The following is a 19028-nucleotide window of genomic DNA, read 5'->3' as shown; positions in this document are numbered from 1 at the left end:
CGCTCAGTCCTCAAAGCGTGCGGCCACGAGCTCGCCGATCTCGTCGACCAGCTCCCAGCAGGCCCGCTCGGCCGCCGCCGGCCGACGTCCCTCGATCTCGATCATCATGGCCGCCACGCCGCGCCGCGTGGCCTCCCCGGATCCCGGGATCGTCACGAAGAAGTTGCCCGGCACGATCCGCGAGAGCGGCGTGAAGATCGCGCGAAGCCGCATGGAGCCGCCGTGCTCGACGATCGTGAGCTGGAATCGGATGCTGGCGGAGAGCAGCGCGTCGGCGTCCTTCGCGGACTCGATCGCGTCCGCCTTCTTGCGGAGGTCCAGGACGAAGTCCGCGTCCGCGCGCTGGGTCGCGACCCGCGTCGCGCGCCCGTAGATCCGCCCGAAGATGTAGAACTGCTCCCGGACCACCTCGGCGTCGAGCCCGATCGCGAACGCACCGCGATTCGGTTCGATCGACACCACGCCCTCGCGCTGCAGACCGGCGAGCGCTTCGCGAACCGGCACGGAGCTGACGCCGAGCGCCTCGGCGATCTCGCGCTGCGGCACGCGTTGCCCGTCGACGAGCTCGCCGAAGAAGACCTGACGCCGGATGTGATCCGCGACGACCTCGGAGACGCTCGACCGCTCCATGGGGCGATCGGTCTCGCGACCCGGGTCGGACCCGCTGGCACTCGCTCTGAACTTCGGCATCGGCTTGCTGCTGCGTGCTCGCAACGAAAGAGGCGTCCCGGGGCGTCCGGGCGCCGACTCAATCGTCGTCGCCCGTGTACGGCGCCCAGTTCGGTGCGCGCTTCTCGAGGAACGCGCTCGGGCCTTCGATCATGTCGGGGTGATCCGAATGGACCTTGAGCTCCTCGTACGCGTAGTCGAGCCCGGCCTCGAGTCCGTGGTCGAGACTGCGCCAGATCGTTCGCTTCGTACGGGCGAGCGCGGCCGGCGATTGGCGGGCGATGATCGCCGCCAGCTCGCGCGCGCGCTCCATCAGTCGGTCCTGCGGAACGATCTCGCCGATCATGCCGAGCTCCATGGCGCGCTCGGCGCTCATCCGCTCCGCGCTCCCGAGCAGCGCCATCCGGAAGACGGCGTCCAGGGGGATCTTTCGCGCCAGGCCGACCGGCTCGTACCCGGAGAGCATCCCGACCTCGCAGTGCGGATCGAAGAAGGTGGCGGTCTCGGAGGCGATCACGATGTCGGAGTCCGCGATGAAATGGAGCCCGCCGCCGACGCACATGCCGTTGACGGCGGTGATGACGGGCTTCCAGCAGCGGTTCTGGAGCGCCGTGATCTGGCAGTAGGGGGCGTCGAGGCGCTCCGCCTTGGCGAAGTGCTGGCTCTCCCCTGCCGCAGTGGACGTGACGTCCCAGCCCGTACAGAAGGCCTTCTCGCCGGCGGCCGTCACGATCACGCAGACGATCTCTCCGTCCGCCGAGATCTCGGCCCAGCGCCGACGGAGCTCCTGCGTCATCTCGTAGTCGAAGGCGTTGCGCGCCTTCGGGTGGTCCAGGGTCAGCGTCGCGACGCCGTCCTGCTTCTCGAAGTGGACTTGACCAGGCACCGCTCGCAGATCCTCCTCTATGGGCCGGCGGATGCCGTTCCCGGGCCCGGGCGATCGTAGAGGATATGCCCGAGCCCAACAATCAGCGCAGGCACGTCCCCTCGCGGAGATACGGGCCCCACCCGCCCGGGGAGGACCTGCCTCCGCGAGGCCCGAGCCGGTGGTCGATCTAGTTGCCGAGCAGCTCCGAGACGTTGTCGTGCATGATGCGCTGCTTCGCCGCTTCGTCGAAGGCACCGAGCTCCTTCGCGAAGTCGAGCGGCTGGGCCACGCCCTCGCCGTGCGGCCAGTCGGACCCGAAGAGGATGCGCTCCACGCCGACGAGGTCCGCGAGCTTCTCGAGATCCTCTTCGAGGTACGGCGTCGTCCAGACGTGCCGCCGGATCGTATCGAGCGGATCCTCTGCGAACGCCCAGGGCGTCTGGTTCGCCTGCTTCCGCAATCGCTTCGCGAGGAGATGGAGCCAGTCCGATCCATTCTCGATGCTCGCGACCCGGAGTCCCGGGTGCCGCTGGAAGGCGCCGTGGACGATCAACGACGCGACCGTGTCGTGGATCGCGCGGTCGGCGACCAGCACGCGACTCAGGATGTCCATGTTGCCGAAGCCTTCGAAGGTCCCACTCGCTCCCCACGCCGAGGCCATCCGCCCTTCGTAGCCGCTGTCGCCGAGATGGAAGGCCACGGGGACGGACGCCTCGGAGAGTCGCGCCCAGATCGGATCGAAGATCGGGTCGCCGAGCGAACGCGACGCGCCGTTCGCGGCCGGCACCGGCGCCGGGCGAACGTGCACGATCCGCGCACCGCGCTCGAGCAGCGAGTCGAGCTCCGTCACCGCCGCGTCGGGATCCGCCAACGAGAGCATCGGCGCCGCGATCAGGCGCCCTTCGTAGTCGAAGCCCCAGTCCTCTTCCAGCCAACGATTGAACGCATGGAGCGACGCCATCGTCGCGCCGACGTCGTTCGCCAGCGCCTGCTCGACGCCACAACCGAGAGTCGGGAAGAGGATCGCGGCCCCGAGCCCCTGCTCGTCCATCACCTTGACCCGGAGATCCCGATCTCGGTACTCCTGCGGCAAGGGCTCGACCTTCATCAGGGACCGCGGGTCGACACCCTCCGGAATCTGACCGCGGAAGAGCGGGTCGAGGCAGCCGGGCACGATGATCGGATCGAAGGTCGGGTTGGGGATGAAGCGGTTCAGCTTGCCGCCCATCAGCAGGAAGGTTCGCTTCCCCTCCTGGACCACCTTCACGCCGCGATCGCGAAAGGCGCGGTCCAGGTGACGCGTGAACGCATCGAGCGGCTCGTAGTAGTGGTTGTCGGCATCGATCGGCAGGCTCGCCATCGTCGGTCTCCTTCTTGGGTGATCCTCGGAAGTCGATCGGGCGCCGCCCGTCGCAGGCGCCAGGCCTCGCTCGCGGAGGTGGGATCGGCTCCGTTTCGGGTCAGGCGGATCGAGGGGCTTCGCTTTACTCGTCCGTGATTATCAAATATGATATTTCATCTTGCAAGCCATCCCCTTCCTTTCGGAGGGAGGCGCCCCGGCGTAGCCGCGCCGGCGCCCGCCTCGAGCGATGGAGATCGAAAGGTCCATGAGTCCCCCCGATCCCTCGACAAAGCGGCGCGTCGTCCAGTGGTCGACGGGCGCGTGCGGCTCGCTCGCGATCGCCGCCCTCGCGAGGCGCCCGGATCTCGAGCTCGTCGGCACGTGGGTCCACGACCCGGCGAAGGTCGGGCGTGACGTGGGCGAGCTCTCCGGCGGTGCCCCGATCGGCGTCCGCGCGACCGACGACGCGGACGCCCTCCTCGCCCTGGCTCCGGACTGCGTGTGTTACACGGCGATCGGCGAGTCGCGACCCGAGGCCTGCCTCGACGACCTCTGCCGGATCCTCCGCGCCGGCGTGAACGTCGTCAGCACCAGCGTGCCCGGCCTGATCCACGCCCCGGCCTACGACCCGGGCGTCGTCGCGCGTCTCGAAGCGGCCTGCCTCGAAGGCGACGCCTCTCTGTACATGTCGGGCATCGAGCCGGGCTTCGTGGCGGACCACCTCGTTGCGATGCTCTCGACCGGGTCGAGCGAGATCGAGTCGATCCGCACGCAGGAGCTCTTCAGCTACTCCGACTATCCCGTCTCGTTCACGATGTTCGAGTTCATGGGCTTCGGCAAGCCCGAGGAGCACGTCGCGATCCTCGAGCAGCCCGGCATCCAGACGTCGATCTGGGGACCGCCGATCCGGATGGTCGCCGACGTGCTCGGCGTCGAGCTCGACGGGATCCGCGAGACCTACGAGAAGCGGGTGACTCCGCGCCCGCTCGACGTCGCCGCCGGACACATCGAAGCCGGGACCGTGGGCGCGCTTCGCTTCGAGACGATCGGCGTCGTCGACGGCCGCGACGCGATCGTGATCGAGCACGTCAACCGCATGGCGCTCGACCTCGCACCGGACTGGCCGATCGCCGACCGCGACGGCGTCTACCGGATCGAGATCGAGGGCAACCCGAAGCTCGACTGCGAGCTCCGGGTCGGGACCGAGCGGAACTTCTCGGACCAGGGCCTCGTCGTGACGACGATGCGGGCCGTCAACGCGATCCCCTACGTCTGCGATGCGACGTCGGGGATCAAGGGAGCGATGGACCTGCCGCTCACCGTTCCCGTCGGCGCCATGTAACCAGCCCGGAAGGCGCGCCCTTCGCTCCAGAAGGAGGCCGGTCGCCCAGCCACAGGAGAAACGCCAGTGAAGTACGTCAACTACGCGAACAAGGACTTCGTCGCGACGATCACCCTCGCGCGCGGCGACAAGGCCAACGCCCAGAACGAAGGCATGCTGGACGAGCTCCACGAGTGCTTCCTCGAGGCCGAGCGGGACGATTCCGTCCGGGTGATCGTCATGCGGGCCGAAGGCAAGCACTTCTCGGCGGGACACGACCTCGACACCAGCCACGAGGACTCCGTCCAGCTCTTCGAGCCGGACGGCTCCTTCCGCCTCGACAAGATCTACCGCTGGGAGGCGAAGAAATTCTTCGGCTACTCGTGGTACTGGCGGAACATCCCGAAGCCGACGATCGCGGCGGTCCAGGGCAAGGCGATCGCCGGAGCCCTCAACCTGATCTTTCCGATGGATCTGATCGTCGCCTCCGAGGACGCGCTCTTCTCCGACCCGGTCGTCTTGATGGCGGTGGGCGGCGTCGAGTACCACGGACATACCTGGGACCTCGGCGCGCGGCGCGCGAAGGACCTGCTCTACACCGGACGACCGATGACCGCGGAAGAGGCGCACCACGTCGGGCTCGTGCGCGAGGTCGTGCCGCGTGACGAGCTCTGGGACCGGACCGACGCTCTCGCCCGCGAGATCTCGAAGCGCCATCCCTTCGGCCTCGCCCAGGCGAAGCGCGCCGTGAATCAGACCCTCGACGTCCAGGGCTACTACGCGGCCCTCCAGGCCGTCTTCGACATCCACCAGACGGGCCACGGGAACGCGATCAGCTACTCGGGCTACCCCATGTTGTCGGACCTGTCCGAGATGAAGAGCGAGATCGGCAAGAAGGGCTGAGGAGGATCTCCTCGCGCCCGTCGCCCCACCCATCCAAGGAGAAGAGACCGATGAAGATGGAGGACATGATCCTGGTGAGCGTGGACGACCACGTCTGCGAGCCCCCCGACATGTGGAAGAACGCGCTCCCGGACAAGTGGAAGTCCCGGGCGCCCGAGCTCGTGACGCGCGCCGACGGGACCAATGCCTGGGTCTTCGAGGGCCGGCAGATCCCCAACATCGGGCTGAACGCCGTCGCCGGTCGCCCACCCGAGGAATACGGGATGGAGCCGACGGCCCTCGACCAGCTCCGACCGGGTTGCTTCGACGTGGACGCGCGGATCGAGGACATGAACGCGAACGGCGTCCTCGGATCCCTCTGTTTTCCGACCGTGCCGGGCTTCTGCGGCGAGCTCTTCGGCCAGAACGACGACAAGGACCTCGCCCGGGCGATGACCCAGGCGTACAACGACTGGCACATCGACGAGTGGTGCGGCGCCCATCCCGGTCGCTTCCTTCCGCTCGCGATCCCCATGATGTGGGACCCGAAGCTCCTCGCCGACGAGGTCCGTCGGGTCGCGAAGAAGGGCTGCCACGCGATCTCCTTCGCCGACTCCCCGACCGGACTCGGCTATCCGAGCCTGCACGACGCGAGCTGGGAGCCCTTCTGGAAGGCGTGCGCCGACGAGGGAACCGTCGTCTGCCTGCACATCGGCTCCGGGACCGGCATGGCGCTGAACGATCCGAGCGCGCCGATCGAGATCATGATCACCGGCACGCCCATCAGCCTCTTCAACGTCGCGACCGAGCTCGTCTACTCGGACTTCCTGCGGCGCTACCCGACGCTCAAGATCGCGCTCTCCGAGGGCGGCATCGGCTGGATCCCCTACTTCCTGGAACGCATCGACTACGTCCACGACCACCACAGTCCGTGGACGCATCAGGACTTCGGCCCGGGCCGGAAACCGAGCGACCTCTTCCGGGAGCAGATCGTCACCTGCTTCATCGACGACGACGCGGGCATCGCCAATCGGGACCGGATCGGCGTCGACACGCTGACCTGGGAATGCGACTACCCCCACTCGGACACGACCTGGCCCCGCTCGCCCGAGAAGCTCTGGCGGTCGGTGAAGGATCTCCCGAAGCAGGAGATCGACCAGATCACCCACCTGAACGCCATGCGGCAGTTCCAGTACGACCCGTTCTCGGTGATTCCGCGCGAGCAGTGCACCGTCGGCGCGCTCCGCGCGCCGGCGGGGGACGTCGACGTCTCGATCCAGGCGGGGGGCGGCGGCAAGCCGCCGAGCGACTACGAGAAGGGGTACGTCACGATCGGCGACGTGGTGAAGCAGCTCGCCGACGCCTTCTCCGTCGCGTGGGACAACGACGAACCCAAGTGAACATGTCCGAACTCCGCTACGACCCCTACGACTTCGACATCGACGCGAACCCCCATCCGGTGTGGAAGCGCCTGCGCGACGAGGCGCCGCTCTACCGGAACGACGAGTACGACTTCTGGGCGCTCAGCCGATACGAAGACGTGTCGGCAGGCCTCGTCGACTGGGAGACGTACAGCTCGGCGCGCGGGAGCGTCCTCGAGCTCATCCGCTCCGGCGTCGAGATCCCGCCCGGCTCGATCCTCTTCGAGGATCCGCCGCTGCACGACGCCCATCGCGCGCTCCTCGCGCGGCTCTTCACGCCGCGCCGGATCGCCGAGCTCGAGCCGCAGATCCGCGCGTACTGCGCGCAGACCCTCGACCCGCTGGTCGGGTCCAACCGGCTCGACTTCATCGCCGACCTCGGCTCCCAGATGCCGATGCGCGTGATCGGGATGCTGCTCGGCATCCCCGAGGAGGACCAGGAATCCCTCCGCGACTCGATCGACGAAGGGCTGAGCCTCGAGAGTGGCGACGACTCTTCGTCGGGTCTGGGAAGCGGCCCGCTCTTTCCCTCCGGCGCGTTCGCCGAATACATCGAGTGGCGCCGCAAGAACCCCTCCGACGACCTGATGACGGAGCTCCTTCAGGCGCGCTTCGTCGACGACGACGGCGTCGAGCGCAACCTGCGCGACGGGGAGCTGCTCAGCTACATCGGGCTGCTCGCCGGCGCGGGCAACGAGACCACCACGCGGCTGATCGGATGGACCGGCTACCTGCTCGACCGGTTCCCCGACCAGCGGCGTCTCGTCGCGGAGGACCGGAGCCTGGTGTCGGACGCGATCGAAGAGATCCTGCGCTTCGAGGCGCCCTCCCCCGTGCAGGCGCGGTACGTCACGAAAGGCGTCGAGTGGCACGGCACCCGGATCAGCGAGGGCTCCATCCTGCTCCTGCTGAACGGCGCCGCGAACCGCGACGAGCGCGAGTTCGAGCGGGCCGACGAGCTGATCGTGAACCGACAGCGCAATCGCCACCTGAGCTTCGGGCTCGGGATCCACTTCTGCCTGGGCGCCAGCCTCGCGCGTCTGGAAGGCTGCGTCGCGCTCGAAGAGGTGCTCGCACGATGGCCCGAATGGGAGGTCGACCACGACGCCGCCCAGATGGCGCGGACGTCGACCGTCCGGGGCTGGAAGACGCTTCCCGCCCGGATCTAGCCGCGGCTGCGGGGCATCCCGAGGGTGGCCTGCGCGACGACGCTCTTCAGGATCTCGGCCGTCCCGCCGTAGATCGCGTTCGCGGCGGCGAGTCGGTAGCCGAACTCGATCGCGCCGTCCGCGATCGCGTCCTCCGCGCCGCGTCCCAGGACGCTGTCCGGCGCCGTGGCTGCCAGCAGGCGCCTCGAGACGTCGATGAACGCGTCCTTCTTGAAGGCGACGACCATCGGCCCCGCCCCACCGTCGGGCCGGTCGTTGAGCCCGACCCAGAGCTGCCGCCGCCCGAGCGCGGCCGTCACCTCGACCGCCGCCTGCGCCCGCCCGAGGACCGCGCGAAAGGACTCGTTCTCGATCACCGGCGCCCCGTTTCGAACGCGCCGCACGGCCCACTCCGCCGCCGCCTCGACGACGTCGTGCAGCTCGCCGGTCGAGCCCGCGTCGCCGTTCGATCCGTGCTCGAGATGGAGGGCGTGCCCGAGGACGGCCCAGCCGCCGTCCACCGGACCGATCCGGTAGCGGTCGGGGATGCGCACCTCGGTGTAGTAGGTCGCGTTGGTGCGTTCGTTGGAGAGCGTGTGGATGGCCTGGATGTCGACGCCCGGGGCGTCGAGCGGGACCAGGAACATCGTGAGTCCCTTGTGCTTCGGGACCTCCGGATTCGTGCGCGTCAGGAGGAACACGTACTGCGCGATGTTCGCGCCGCTCGTGAACATCTTCTGGCCGTCGACGATCCACTCCTCGCCGTCCTGGCGGGCCCGCGTGACCGCCGCGGCCACGTCCGATCCCGAGCCCGGCTCGGTGAAGCCGAGGCTGCAGATCACCTCGCCGCGGAGGATCCGTGGAATCACCTCCTGCTTGAGGGCCTCGGAGCCGAACTCGAGCACGACCTGACCGACCATCGAGGTCACGGCCTTCGCGTGGATCGACCGACGCGCCCGCTCGCTCTCCTCGCCCATCACGGTGGCCTCGAGCATCCCGAGTCCGCGTCCGCCGTACTCCTCGGGCCACGACACGTAGAGCAGCCCGGCCTCCGCCATCGCCCGATGGAAGTCGGGGTCGAAGCCGTCGAAGTTGTGTTGGTTCGTCTTCTGCTCTTCGGTCGCCGGGTGGGCGTCGAAGAAGGCGCGCGCCTCGTCCCGGAAGCGCTCGGCTTCCTCTCCCAGCGCGAAGTCGAGGAAGCACTCCCCGGCGTCCGGAAGCGCCGCCGTCCGCCCGCGCCAACGATGGTCGGCGGCGTCGACGTAGGCCTCGCCCGGATCGCCCGCGGCGTAGGACCAGGCGACGGAGCGGCGATGGAAGAGCTGGATGTCGTACTCGTCGCTCAGGCCGTAGCCGCCGTGCGTATGGAGCGCGCGATGAGCCGCGCGCGGCGCGTGCTCGGCCATCCAACCGAAGGCGAGCGCGCTCCACTCCGCGGCCTGCGGCAGGCCCCGAGCGATCGCGTCCACGGCGCGCCAGACCAGGACCGCACCGCCGTCGATCGCGGTGATGAGCTCGGCGAGGGGGTGCGCGACGGCCTGGAAGGAGCCGATGGGGCGATCGAACTGGATGCGCTCGGTCGCGTAGACCGCGGCGATCTCGATCGAGCGGCGCGAAAGCCCCCCCAGCGCCGCCGCCGTCAGCAAGCGCCACTCGACGCGCATCCGCTCGAACGCCGCGTGGGCCGCTTCGCCCTCGGCCAGAACCGTCCTGGATCCGTCGCGCTCGGCGGAGAGGTTCCATGCGGCGAAGGCACCGGTCCCGATGTCCGGCGACCGGGGCGGTGATTCGGCGCGCTCGCGGAGGACGAGCACGTCGCCGTCGAGCCCGACGACGCTTCGGGCGACCGCGCCTCCGGGTACGAGCACCCGGCCGTCGTCGCTCGCGCCGGGCGCGAAGCTGACGACGCGCTCCCCCTCGATCGCATGCGCGAGGGCCCGCCGGGCCGCCTCGTCCTCGAAGGCCGCGAGCCCGCCGCAGGCGACGATCGACTCGACCAGCGGTCCGGAGACGAGGTGGCGCCCCGCCTGCTCGGCGACCAGCACGGCGTCGAAGAGGCTCATGCCGGTTCCGCCGGCGGCTTCGGGGACGCGGAGTCCGAACGTGCCGACCTCGACCAGGCGGGACCAGAGCTTCCCGTCGAAGCCGTTCTCTTCGGCCTCGCGGACGCGATCGGCGCTCGACTCGGCGCTGAGCAGTCCTTCGAACGTGTCGCGCAGCAGCTCTTGATCCGCGGTCAAGTCGAGGTTCATCGTCCACTCCTATCTCGCCGATGATCGCGTTCAGGACGCGCACGACAGTGCAACTGCACTATATGAGACCGCGCATGTCGCTTCAACGCGCCCACGTGCGGATCGCACGCGGTGCGCGCGCCGCGTTCCCTCCATCGCAGATCTGAGCCGTCGTCTCGTCCTGAAGACTCCCAATGGCTCCGTCGTGATCGACGGGCTTGCCACCGCGAGCGGGATGCGGATGGTGAGGAAACGGCTCTTTCCGCGCCCCGGGCACGTCGCCTAAGTCGCGACTCGACGCGCCGAGCGCGAGCGGAACGGCTACTCAGTCCGCGTCGCGCCACACGTCGACCAGCTCGTCGACGGTGGTCAGCGTCGTCAGGCCGTCGAGCGTGTGCTTCAGCACGAGTCGCGCGTAGTCCGCCGGGTAGCCGGCGACCGCGTCGGTCGGGATCACCACCGAATAGCCGTGGTCGACGGCTTCGATCGACATGCCGACGATCCCGCGATTGAGCGACACACCCGTCGCGATCACCGTGCGCACCCCCAAGCTCGTCAGATAGGGAACGAGAGACGTGTTCACGAAAGGGGCGATACCGTGCAGTCGCTCCGAGACGAGATCGGCGGGATCGAGCAACTCGGCGAGCGGCGAGGCGGCGTCCGATCCGACCGGGATGTGGAGCGGGTCATCCATCAACGCGCTCACGAAGGGCATATTGCGGTAGCTCCCGGCACGGTCCGGACGAAAGGCGGCGGTGCAGTGGATCACGCGGATCCCGGCACGACGCGCTCCGGCGAAGAGCGTGGCACAGCGCTCCACCAGCCCCTCGTCGGCGACGACTTCCCGAGGCCCGGGGAAGCGCGCGAGATCGCCGACCACCCCACGCTCCATTTCCATGCAGAGCACGGCGGTATGCCGCGGATCGACGAGCTCACGAATCGTCACGTGCTTCTCCTTCTTCGGCCGTCGCTCGAGCCGCCCGCTTCTCGCGACGGGTTCCGCTGCGCGCGTCGGTACTTTCCCTACGTTCTCGGCACGACGTAGCGGCCGCCGAGCTTCGCCACCTAGCGGTCGATGATGACGCGTCCGATCGTGGTCCGCGCCTCCATCTCCTCGAGTGCCTGCGGGAGCGACTCGAAGGCGTGGCGCGCTCCGATCGTCGGACGGATCGCGCCCGCTTCGAGCAGCTCGATCAGGTGCCCCTGGATCCGTCGACCGGTCTCCGTCGAGCACGGGTTGAAGCGCGGAACGGGAACCGGAGCGAACTCGCCGGGCACGCCACCCGGTGGCGCGTCGACATAGGTGAGGATGACGCCCACGAGATCGAAGTTTCCGAAGCAGAGCATTCGCCCGGTGATCGTCGGGACCTCTTCGGCTTCGATCCCGCTGGCGAAGCCCACGACGAGATGACGCCCTCCTTCGACGAGACAGCGCAGCGAGCGCATCATGACGTCGCCCCCGACGCCGTCGAAGCAGGCGTCGACGCCACGGCCGCCCGTCTCGGCGAGCACGACCTCGTCGAAGGCCGCGTCGCGGTAGTTGATCACGACGTCCGCGCCGAGTTTCTTCACGAAGTCGAACTTGGCGTCGCTTCCCACGGTCGCGAGCACCCGCGCGCCCGCCGCCTTCGCGAGCTGCACCGCCGCGGAACCCACGCCGCCGGCCGCCGCGTGGACGAGCACGGTCTCGCCTGCGCGCAGCCGCCCGCGCTCGTGCAGTCCGAGGTGGGCGAGATGAAAGGGATAGAAGAAGGCGGCGGCCTCGGCATCGTCGAGCCCGGCCGGTGCCTCGAAGGTCATTCCCGCCGTTCCGATCACGGCTTCCGCGTGGGCTCCGATCCCGCCCTGGCCGCTCGTCGTCACGCGTTTGCCGATCCACGACTCGGCGCCGGGGCCTGCCGCGACGACCTCGCCCACGCACTCCATCCCGAGCGTGTAGGGCAGCGGCGGATCGATCGTGAGGTAGCGACCGTGACAGCCGTCGACCTCATTGTAGTTGCAGACGCTCGCGCGCGCCTCGACGAGCACCTCGCCCGGCCCGGGTTCCGGCGTCGGCACCTCGACGAGCTCGAGCGCCTCGCTCGGTTTTCCGTTTCGTACGACTTGCCATGCACGCATCACGTCTCCTTCGGGCGGGTTGGTTCGTGGCGGAGCGACCCACAGCCGATGGGTGGAACATATCCGAACGGCGAGAGGAGCGGATGCGCGCCCATCGCGGAATTCCACGAGCCTTCGCTCCTTTGCTCCTCTTCTCCTTCGCGGACGAACGGGGCTCCTGGCCGTCAGGCCAACGCCTCGCGCATCGCCTCGGCCGTCCCGAGGTCGTCCATCGCCTCGATCGCACGATCGCGGAACGCATCTGAGAAGGCGCGCTGATCCTCGCCGTTGCAGGGCGGCACGAAGGACATGAACGAGGCGAGCACCAGGTAGCCCGAGTGCACGCGATGGGCCTGCCACGCCTCCTCGAGACCGATCGGCGCGCGGGCGTGCGCCGTCGCCCCAACGAAGCGCCGACGCCCCGCTCGGTGCGCGACGCCGAGTGGGGCGACACCGACCGGTCTCGGATCCTCGCGCTTGCGTGAAGCGGTTCACGGTGCGCCACGCCGAACCGGACGACGCTTCGGGTGTCCTCTCGAAGGAGTTGCCCGTCATGACCGATCCCGATCGAAGTCCTCGATGTCCGCGCGGCCCTCTTCGCGCCGTGTGGATCCTGTCGCTCCTCCTCGTCGTCGCGCAGCTCGCGACCGCCGAGCGCGCCTTTGCGACCCCTTATCCGGAACCGGAAAACGAAGGCCATCTCGCCTGCAACCTGAGCCCGGCGGAGAACCCCGACGAGTATCGCGCGTGGTGGGATCAGGTCGCCCGCGAGCCGCGCTACCAGGATTGGTTCTGGAACCAGATCGTGCCGCGCGAGATTCCCGGTAGCTGTGCCGTCTCCGTGAGGAACGCGTTCTGGCAGCGCGCGGTCCCCGAGAACTGGAGCCCGGTCCCGGCCATGGAAGGCTGGTACCAGCCCGACGGCGGCGGCTACTTCACGCAGACGCTCTGGCTCCATGCGGTACCGGAGAACTGGGCGTGGACCTCGGCGATGCCCGGCTGGTATCTGCCCGAAGGGGGCTACTACACGCAGACGTTCTGGCTGGAGGCCGTGCCCGATGGTTGGGGTCCTGCCTGGGGGCCGAGCGGAGACGTGAGCGGCCTTTCCTACTACCAGTGGTGGTTCTGGCGCGGCGCCGTCGCGAAGAACTGGGCGAAGCGCGATTGGAAGCTCGGATCCAGGGACCGGCTCGGGTACTACCGATTCTTCCTGTGGGGCCTCGCCGTGCCCGACGCCTGGGCCTCGAGAGATGCCTTCATGGGTTGGCCCGATCGTCGCGGCGGCTACTACGAGCAGACGCTCTGGCTTCGCGCGATCCCCGAGAACTGGAAGAGCTACGACGACGAGGTCACGGCGCTCGGCCAGGACTACTACCGCGTCGACGGAGACGACGTCGGCCACTACGCACACTACTTCTGGGAGTACGCCGTTCCGGAGAACTGGAAGACGCGTCCGGACTTCGTCGAGGGATGGCCCTGGCCCGACGGCGGGTACTACACGCAGACCTTCTGGTGGCGGGCGGTCCCGGAGGACTGGTCCCCCGACGAGACGTACGCGATCGGCGGGCGGGCGAACCGCGGGCACTACGCGCACTGGCTCTACCACTTCGCTGCGCCGCGCGGATTCGCGTTCCGCTCCGGCTGGTCCGTCCGGGGAAGCGCCGGCGCCGGCTACTATCTCTTCCACATGCACGAGACGCTCTCGTCTTTGCACCCCGAGTACGCAGAGATGCGTCGCCTCACTTCGGCCCACCTCGAAGGCGCGCGCACTCCCCGCCCGGTCGACACGTGGTTCGCCCCCGAAGCCCAGGCCGTCGTCGTGCTCTCCTTCGACACCGAGGGCTTCGCCTACCAGACCTGCGCGCTCCACGACCTGCTCGTCGAACAGGGCATCGACGCGTCCTTCATGCTCGACGGCGCCGGCTCCGGCGGCGCGGAGCGCGATCCGGACTGGATGCGTTGCCTCCGGAATCACGACATCGGAAACCACACCAGGAGTCACATGGGTCGCGTCGGCTTCCTCCGCCCCGGCTGGTCGCGACACGACCCGCTCCTGAACGCGACGGACAGCGCGACGCAGCGCGACGAAGTCGAGTCCCAACAGGAGGATCTGGTGCGACTCTTCGGCCGATCCGTGGCGTCGTTCCGGGCGCCCTACTGCGATGGCCACCGTTCCTTCGACGGCTCGATCGTCGAGACCCTCGACTGGCTACGCGGCCGCCCGAGCAGTTCCGGGGGCGAGTACGGGCTCCACGTCGACAGCTCGATCGCCACGGTCTCGCGCTATGCGCGGTCGAGAGGCATCACCCCGCCGAGCCACCTCGCGGATCTGTCGGTCGATGCCTTTCCCTACCCCTACGAGATCGTCGAAGGCGAAGACTCGCTGATCGAGATCCCCTTCGCGTACCCATCGGATTGGACGGGCTACAACGGTGACATCGTCGGAGGTCGGCTGCATCGCTCTCCCGACGGAGTCGACCCGAGCTACCTCTCGAACATCTGGAAGCGGACGCTCGACGAGATCCACGAGCAACGCGGGGTGATGGTCCTCGTGCTCCACCCCTGGATCATCGGACACAGCGACGCGAACGTCGACGGACTGCGGGAATTCATCGAGTACGCCAAGCGCCTCGAGGGCGTTCACTTCTCGACGCTCGAAGAAGTCGGTCGACGCTTCGCCGAACGGCCCTGAGCAAGGAGAAGCTCGTGCGCAACGTGAGCGCAGCGCCGGCCGTCGCAATCGACCGTTCTGTGAAGTCGACAACAGACGGCCGCGCCATCCGGGCCGAAGATCTCTCCATCGAAGCCGAGCCGCCCGCGCAAGGAGACCCAACCCATGTCGATCCACCAGCCCGCTTCCTCCCTCCCGGCCGACGCCCGCAGCTCGATGAAGCGATTTCGCCGCTCGTGGAGTCGACTCGCCGCGCTCAGCGCCCTCGCGTCCATCACGGCCTTCTCCGACGCAGGCGCCCAGCTCTTCGAGTTCGACGACCCCACCCTCCCCCCCTCGCCGGACGCTCGCAACATCACCCATGACGCCTCGACGGGGCTCGATTGGCTCGACCTGACCGTGACCGAAGGGCGCAGCTTCGACGACATTGTCGGCAACGATGGAACCGATGAACTCGGCCCCGGCGGCGACTTCGAGGGCTTCCGATACGCGACCGCCTTCGAGGTCACGGGATGGCAGAACGGGCCCCAGGCGAACAGCCTCTACGCGAACTTCTCGTTCGCGAGCAGCTTCGCCTCCATCGGGGGCTTCCCACTCGTGCGGGATTTCATGTCCTATCTGGGCTGCGCAACCGGAGCGAACTGCGGCAGCCACGGCTTCGTACAGGGCGTGTGTGTCGCCGACGACACGGAGAGTTCGCCGCGATGGGCCCGCATCGAAGCGTCCATCTCCCAGGGGAACGACTTCGGCTCGGTCACGGGATGCAGCTTCACCTCCCCCCAGACTGCGTCGCCGACGAACGACTCCGCAGGCAGCTACGGCCACTTCCTCGTCCGCGTGCCGGAACCGGCCACCGGTCTCATGCTCGCAACCGGAATCGGCGGCCTCGCAGTCCTCGCGCACGCCACCACGGACCGCCGACGATCTCGCCGGAGAGCCGGTTGAAACCGCCAGCGATACGGAGTCAGATGGGCTCCACGGGATGTGCGACTCCGTCTCTCCAGGCAAGAGGGGCTCCCCAGGAGCCGGGACTCAACCAAACGAGTCTCCGGAATTCCCGGGGCGGTTCACTTGATGCACCACGATCCCCGTACCGTACGGCCGAGCGGATTTCGCTCCAGTTGGCAGTACGTGCGAACCGGTATCGATCGCGCGCATTGCCTGCGGTCGGACACAATCGACCTCGCTCGGGGCACGTACCGCATCGCGCCAACCATCGGACGGCGATTCCACCGTTCAATGCGCGTTCTCGCCACCGCGGATATCAGCGTCTGAGAACGATCGCCCCGCCCGGAAGAAAGCGCGATTTCGTGGGCGTCGTTGCTCTTCGAGTTGCGTTGCCACGGCTATTCGGGTTCGCAGGTCTGACGTCGTTGACGGAAGCCTTCATTGCACATCCAAGCGTTTCCGGACGCCGTGAGTCGTGCATTCGCGGGAACTTCGATGGCCGAACAAGCGCGGCGAGTCCTTCGGAAGCCGCGTTCGCACCGCCAGTCCTTTCCAGTCGATACGAGATAACCGTGTGGTGGGACGTCGACCAGGATGCACGATGCCCCTTTCTTTCGATGCCCGAAGTTGCACGAGAAGCTGTTGCCAGTCTCGTCGAGGTATCCGGACGCGGGTACTTTCAGGGCGACACACTCGTTGCCGCGGGCCTCGAATCCCCGGTCGCATTTCCACTCGCTTCCCGATGCATGGAGAAATCCGTTGGCTGGAACTTTGATCTCGGCGCACGTGGCGCCAACATGTCGAAATCCGCGGTCGCACCTCCATCCCACCATCGCGATGTCCGATAGATGGGCATTGTCGGGCACCTCGATTCTGGCGCAGGTCCCGACACGCTTCTCGTAACCACGGTGGCACCGCCAACTACGTCCGTCGAACGAGAGAAAGGCGTTCTCCGGCACCTCGACGGCGACGCAGTTTTCTTGTTCCGAGAGGCGGTACCCCCGATCGCACTCCCACCCGGACCCGTAGTCCTTGGGGTGAGCGTGCAAGGGCATCGCTCGCCGAGTCTCCTCCTCTGACGACGCCAGCGCGGGAGCGAGAATCACCACCGGCACTCCCAACAAGAGTGCCCCCGTGCTGCTCGCGATCTCCGTAGCTCGGCGTCGTAGCTTGCTCTTCTTGCTGGGCCTCATTTCGCTCCTCGCTCGAAATCGGGCGGCGGTTCGGGTTCTTGTTGCTCGACACGGAGGGCCGCGCCACGGGGGCCAGGGCTGACCAAACGCGAGAACGCGTGAGCAAGCGGCCGTTCAGTCCCCAGACGCGAAAGAGGCACCCACAGAGCGGAACGCCCATCTTGCGCCACCCGGCCAAAGAGATCCCGGAATCGCTCGTTGCGATTCGCGATTGCTCCAGCAGAACCGTAGGCACAGCATACCGATCGTTCTTGAAATATGCTTGACATACCAAGCAGATGGTTCACGATCCGTGCTCGAAATCGACGAGCAACTCCCAGCACGAGCCTGGGACGCGAACCTCTAGCAGTGGAGACCGATGGCCGCGCGCAAAAAAGCAGCGAAGAGACAGCCACGCCGGCCGGTGTTCGAGGGGAAGCCCGAGGAACTGGGCATCGTCCTGTCGGATTTGCGAAAGGCGAAAGGACTCTCTCTTCGGGAGGTCGAGCAGGCGACCGGAAACACGGTCTCGAACGCCTATCTGAGTCAGCTCGAGAACGGGAAGATCAAGAAGCCTTCACCCAACGTTCTGCACAGCCTGGCCGAAGTCTACGTCGTTCCCTACGAGGCCCTCATGGAAAAGGCGGGATATCTACTGCCCTCCGAGCATGCAGGTCCCGCGCGACGCAGAAGATTGGCAGTTTTCGCGATCGACGACCTCACCGCCGAAGAGGAAGAGGAACTCCTGAAGTATCTCGCGTTCATTCGATCTCGAAAAGCTCCTTCGTGACGACGTCGCTACCCATACCTATCATGTCTCCGTCGTTTCTCGCGCTCGCTGCGTACATCGAGGATCGGACGCGCAAACCGGCCGGCCATCCCGCATCGACGGCGTGGCGCTCTTGCGAGCAGACTTCGCCGCCGCGAGTCCGTCAGCTGTGACCATGACTTCGAAGAGCGAGCGTCGTCGAGGCTCCTTTCTCTTGAAGGGAGGTCGATCCGTCTGATGCAGAGAACCTCTAGTCTGGAAGTGCTGGCGTATAGCGACAGTCCGATCGGTGCGATCTGCCTACGCCGTCGAGAACTCCTGGCGAGCCCGGGGACGATGGTGACCGAAATCACGCTCGATCACATGCTCTTGATGAGCAGCCATCACACGGAATCCGAGCGCGCCCTGTCGAGCCAAGCCCTGGCACGCCATCGCGGGACCCATGGGCTCCGAGTGCTCGTGGGTGGCCTGGGTCTTGGCTACACCGCGCAGGAAGCTCTGAAGTCGGATGCAGTCACCCGCGTCGACGTGGTCGAGTTCTTGCCCCAGGTGATCGCCTGGATGAAGAGGGGACTCGTCCCGTTGTCGGACGAACTGAACAGCGATCCTCGCTACTCGGCGATCGAGGGCGATGTGTACTCGATGCTCGCCGCGCCACCAGAGCTGCAATATGACCTCGTTCTGATCGACGTCGACCACTCACCCGACGAGCCGCTCGCCGAGGCGAATTCAGCGTTCTATTCGGAGGCCGGCCTCAGATCGGCCAAGGAGCACATACGTCCCGGCGGAGTCCTCGGTGTCTGGTCGTACGCCGGCAACTCGCCGTTTGCAGATGCGATTCGCGCTGTATTCCCTCACGGAGAGATTGCGCCCGTCGCATTCGACAACGAACTCACGGGCAAGAAGGAGACGAACTGGCTCTTCCTTGCGGAGAACGACTAGCACGAATTCGTGGAACTCTTTGATTCCTGTCAAGCCCAATCAGCGACGAAAGCCGATCGCGCGCATGGCATGAATGAGGGGATACCCACGGCGAGCGAGGCGAAGTCCGAGTCGGGTCACGCCGCTCCGCGCGCGAATGCGTTCGCTCGACGGTAGACCAGGCGCAATCAAGCGCTTCGGTCTACTTGCCCCCGGGCGGCGACGTCAGAGGGCTCGGAGGCAGGCTGTTCTTGCCCTGCTTGATCCTTCGCTTTTCCTTGACGCTCAGCTTGGCCTTGTTCTGTTTCTCCCGCTTGCTCTTGTCCTTGCTTCCCTTGTCACCCATGGCGAACCCTCCAATCGAATCAGTGTCGTGGTCCAAGCGACCTACGCGTCTTGCGTAGGTTCCGAATTGCGCCGCCAGAGCGAGGCAGGTCCTAGTCTCGTTGGGGAAAGCAGTAGCCTCACGACCGGATGTGCGCGCACGATGAGGTTGCAGTCAGCCTCCCCGAGCGGGCGACTGACAGGTGAACGAGTCGTTGGGACGGGCGTCGAGTCGCGAACGAAA

The 19028-nt window shown here is 67.3% G+C and carries 16 protein-coding genes; 8 read left to right on the top strand and 8 right to left on the bottom strand.

The features are described from left to right. Positions 1–3: 3 nt before the first annotated feature. The 3 genes from NXI30_19590 to NXI30_19580 all read right to left on the bottom strand — a co-directional run bounded on the left by NXI30_19590 (position 4) and on the right by NXI30_19580 (position 2897). The gene (locus NXI30_19590) at positions 4–690 is read right to left on the bottom strand and encodes a GntR family transcriptional regulator (protein ID MCR9096434.1); all 687 of its coding nucleotides are present in this window, start codon (positions 688–690) and stop codon (positions 4–6) included. A 58-nt stretch (positions 691–748) separates the two neighbouring features. Then, a complete protein-coding gene (locus tag NXI30_19585; protein MCR9096433.1) occupies positions 749–1555 on the bottom strand; it encodes an enoyl-CoA hydratase/isomerase family protein in 807 nt (268 codons plus the stop codon). Between the two features lie 169 nt (positions 1556–1724). Continuing rightward, entirely contained in the window at positions 1725–2897 is a 1173-nt protein-coding gene (locus tag NXI30_19580; GenBank protein ID MCR9096432.1) for an amidohydrolase, read from the bottom strand. Between the two features lie 247 nt (positions 2898–3144). On the opposite strand from NXI30_19580, the gene NXI30_19575 reads away from it, so the two are divergent. The 4 genes from NXI30_19575 (at position 3145) to NXI30_19560 (ending at position 7672) form a co-directional block, all read left to right on the top strand. After that, the gene (locus NXI30_19575) at positions 3145–4221 is read left to right on the top strand and encodes a dihydrodipicolinate reductase (protein ID MCR9096431.1); all 1077 of its coding nucleotides are present in this window, start codon (positions 3145–3147) and stop codon (positions 4219–4221) included. 66 nt (positions 4222–4287) lie between these two features. Continuing rightward, on the top strand, positions 4288–5103 hold the full coding sequence (locus NXI30_19570) for an enoyl-CoA hydratase (protein MCR9096430.1): 816 nt from the start codon (positions 4288–4290) through the stop codon (positions 5101–5103). 50 nt (positions 5104–5153) lie between these two features. After that, positions 5154–6482 carry an amidohydrolase gene (locus NXI30_19565; GenBank protein MCR9096429.1) on the top strand — a complete coding sequence of 443 codons (1329 nt, stop codon included), beginning with the start codon at positions 5154–5156 and terminating at the stop codon, positions 6480–6482. 2 nt (positions 6483–6484) lie between these two features. Next, a complete protein-coding gene (locus tag NXI30_19560) occupies positions 6485–7672 on the top strand; it encodes a cytochrome P450 (GenBank protein ID MCR9096428.1) in 1188 nt (395 codons plus the stop codon). On the opposite strand, the gene NXI30_19555 is transcribed toward NXI30_19560, so the two are convergent. The 4 genes from NXI30_19555 to NXI30_19540 form a co-directional block, all read right to left on the bottom strand. Beyond that, entirely contained in the window at positions 7669–9903 is a 2235-nt protein-coding gene (locus NXI30_19555) for an acyl-CoA dehydrogenase (protein ID MCR9096427.1), read from the bottom strand. The genes NXI30_19560 and NXI30_19555 overlap by 4 nt on opposite strands. Before the next feature lie 304 nt (positions 9904–10207). Next, positions 10208–10828: a cysteine hydrolase gene (locus tag NXI30_19550; protein ID MCR9096426.1), complete on the bottom strand. Its 621-nt coding sequence runs from the start codon at positions 10826–10828 to the stop codon at positions 10208–10210. A 119-nt stretch (positions 10829–10947) separates the two neighbouring features. After that, a complete protein-coding gene (locus NXI30_19545) occupies positions 10948–12000 on the bottom strand; it encodes an NADPH:quinone oxidoreductase family protein (GenBank protein ID MCR9096425.1) in 1053 nt (350 codons plus the stop codon). 164 nt (positions 12001–12164) lie between these two features. Beyond that, a complete protein-coding gene (locus NXI30_19540) occupies positions 12165–12323 on the bottom strand; it encodes a hypothetical protein (GenBank protein MCR9096424.1) in 159 nt (52 codons plus the stop codon). 137 nt (positions 12324–12460) lie between these two features. On the opposite strand from NXI30_19540, the gene NXI30_19535 reads away from it, so the two are divergent. The 4 genes from NXI30_19535 to NXI30_19520 all read left to right on the top strand — a co-directional run bounded on the left by NXI30_19535 (position 12461) and on the right by NXI30_19520 (position 18481). Further along, complete coding sequence (locus tag NXI30_19535) at positions 12461–14671, top strand: polysaccharide deacetylase family protein (GenBank protein ID MCR9096423.1); 2211 nt, start codon at positions 12461–12463, stop codon at positions 14669–14671. Between the two features lie 144 nt (positions 14672–14815). Then, positions 14816–15595 carry a PEP-CTERM sorting domain-containing protein gene (locus NXI30_19530; GenBank protein ID MCR9096422.1) on the top strand — a complete coding sequence of 260 codons (780 nt, stop codon included), beginning with the start codon at positions 14816–14818 and terminating at the stop codon, positions 15593–15595. A gap of 1554 nt (positions 15596–17149) precedes the next feature. Then, entirely contained in the window at positions 17150–17560 is a 411-nt protein-coding gene (locus NXI30_19525; GenBank protein MCR9096421.1) for a helix-turn-helix domain-containing protein, read from the top strand. Between the two features lie 216 nt (positions 17561–17776). Further along, positions 17777–18481, top strand: a complete 705-nt coding sequence (locus tag NXI30_19520; protein MCR9096420.1) for a spermidine synthase — start codon at positions 17777–17779, stop codon at positions 18479–18481. A 181-nt stretch (positions 18482–18662) separates the two neighbouring features. Here NXI30_19520 and NXI30_19515 read toward each other — a convergent pair whose 3' ends face one another. Continuing rightward, the gene (locus NXI30_19515) at positions 18663–18806 is read right to left on the bottom strand and encodes a hypothetical protein (GenBank protein MCR9096419.1); all 144 of its coding nucleotides are present in this window, start codon (positions 18804–18806) and stop codon (positions 18663–18665) included. Positions 18807–19028 lie beyond the last annotated feature (222 nt).

This window comes from bacterium (genome assembly GCA_024742285.1).
In the GTDB taxonomy this organism is placed as follows: Bacteria; Myxococcota_A; UBA9160; order UBA9160; family UBA4427; genus UBA4427.
This window is presented reverse-complemented; position numbering and strand designations above follow the sequence as displayed.

What these genes read in the sequence shown, in the direction of transcription:
- NXI30_19590 (MCR9096434.1), bottom strand. Translation starts at nt 690, where the DNA reads ATGCCGAAGTTCAGAGCGAGTGCCAGCGGGTCCGACCCGGGTCGCGAG.
- NXI30_19580 (MCR9096432.1), bottom strand. Translation starts at nt 2,897, where the DNA reads ATGGCGAGCCTGCCGATCGATGCCGACAACCACTACTACGAGCCGCTC.
- NXI30_19575 (MCR9096431.1), top strand. Translation starts at nt 3,145, where the DNA reads ATGAGTCCCCCCGATCCCTCGACAAAGCGGCGCGTCGTCCAGTGGTCG.
- NXI30_19565 (MCR9096429.1), top strand. Translation starts at nt 5,154, where the DNA reads ATGAAGATGGAGGACATGATCCTGGTGAGCGTGGACGACCACGTCTGC.
- NXI30_19560 (MCR9096428.1), top strand. Translation starts at nt 6,485, where the DNA reads ATGTCCGAACTCCGCTACGACCCCTACGACTTCGACATCGACGCGAAC.
- NXI30_19555 (MCR9096427.1), bottom strand. Translation starts at nt 9,903, where the DNA reads ATGAACCTCGACTTGACCGCGGATCAAGAGCTGCTGCGCGACACGTTC.
- NXI30_19545 (MCR9096425.1), bottom strand. Translation starts at nt 12,000, where the DNA reads ATGCGTGCATGGCAAGTCGTACGAAACGGAAAACCGAGCGAGGCGCTC.
- NXI30_19530 (MCR9096422.1), top strand. Translation starts at nt 14,816, where the DNA reads ATGTCGATCCACCAGCCCGCTTCCTCCCTCCCGGCCGACGCCCGCAGC.
- NXI30_19525 (MCR9096421.1), top strand. Translation starts at nt 17,150, where the DNA reads ATGGCCGCGCGCAAAAAAGCAGCGAAGAGACAGCCACGCCGGCCGGTG.
- NXI30_19520 (MCR9096420.1), top strand. Translation starts at nt 17,777, where the DNA reads ATGCAGAGAACCTCTAGTCTGGAAGTGCTGGCGTATAGCGACAGTCCG.
- NXI30_19515 (MCR9096419.1), bottom strand. Translation starts at nt 18,806, where the DNA reads ATGGGTGACAAGGGAAGCAAGGACAAGAGCAAGCGGGAGAAACAGAAC.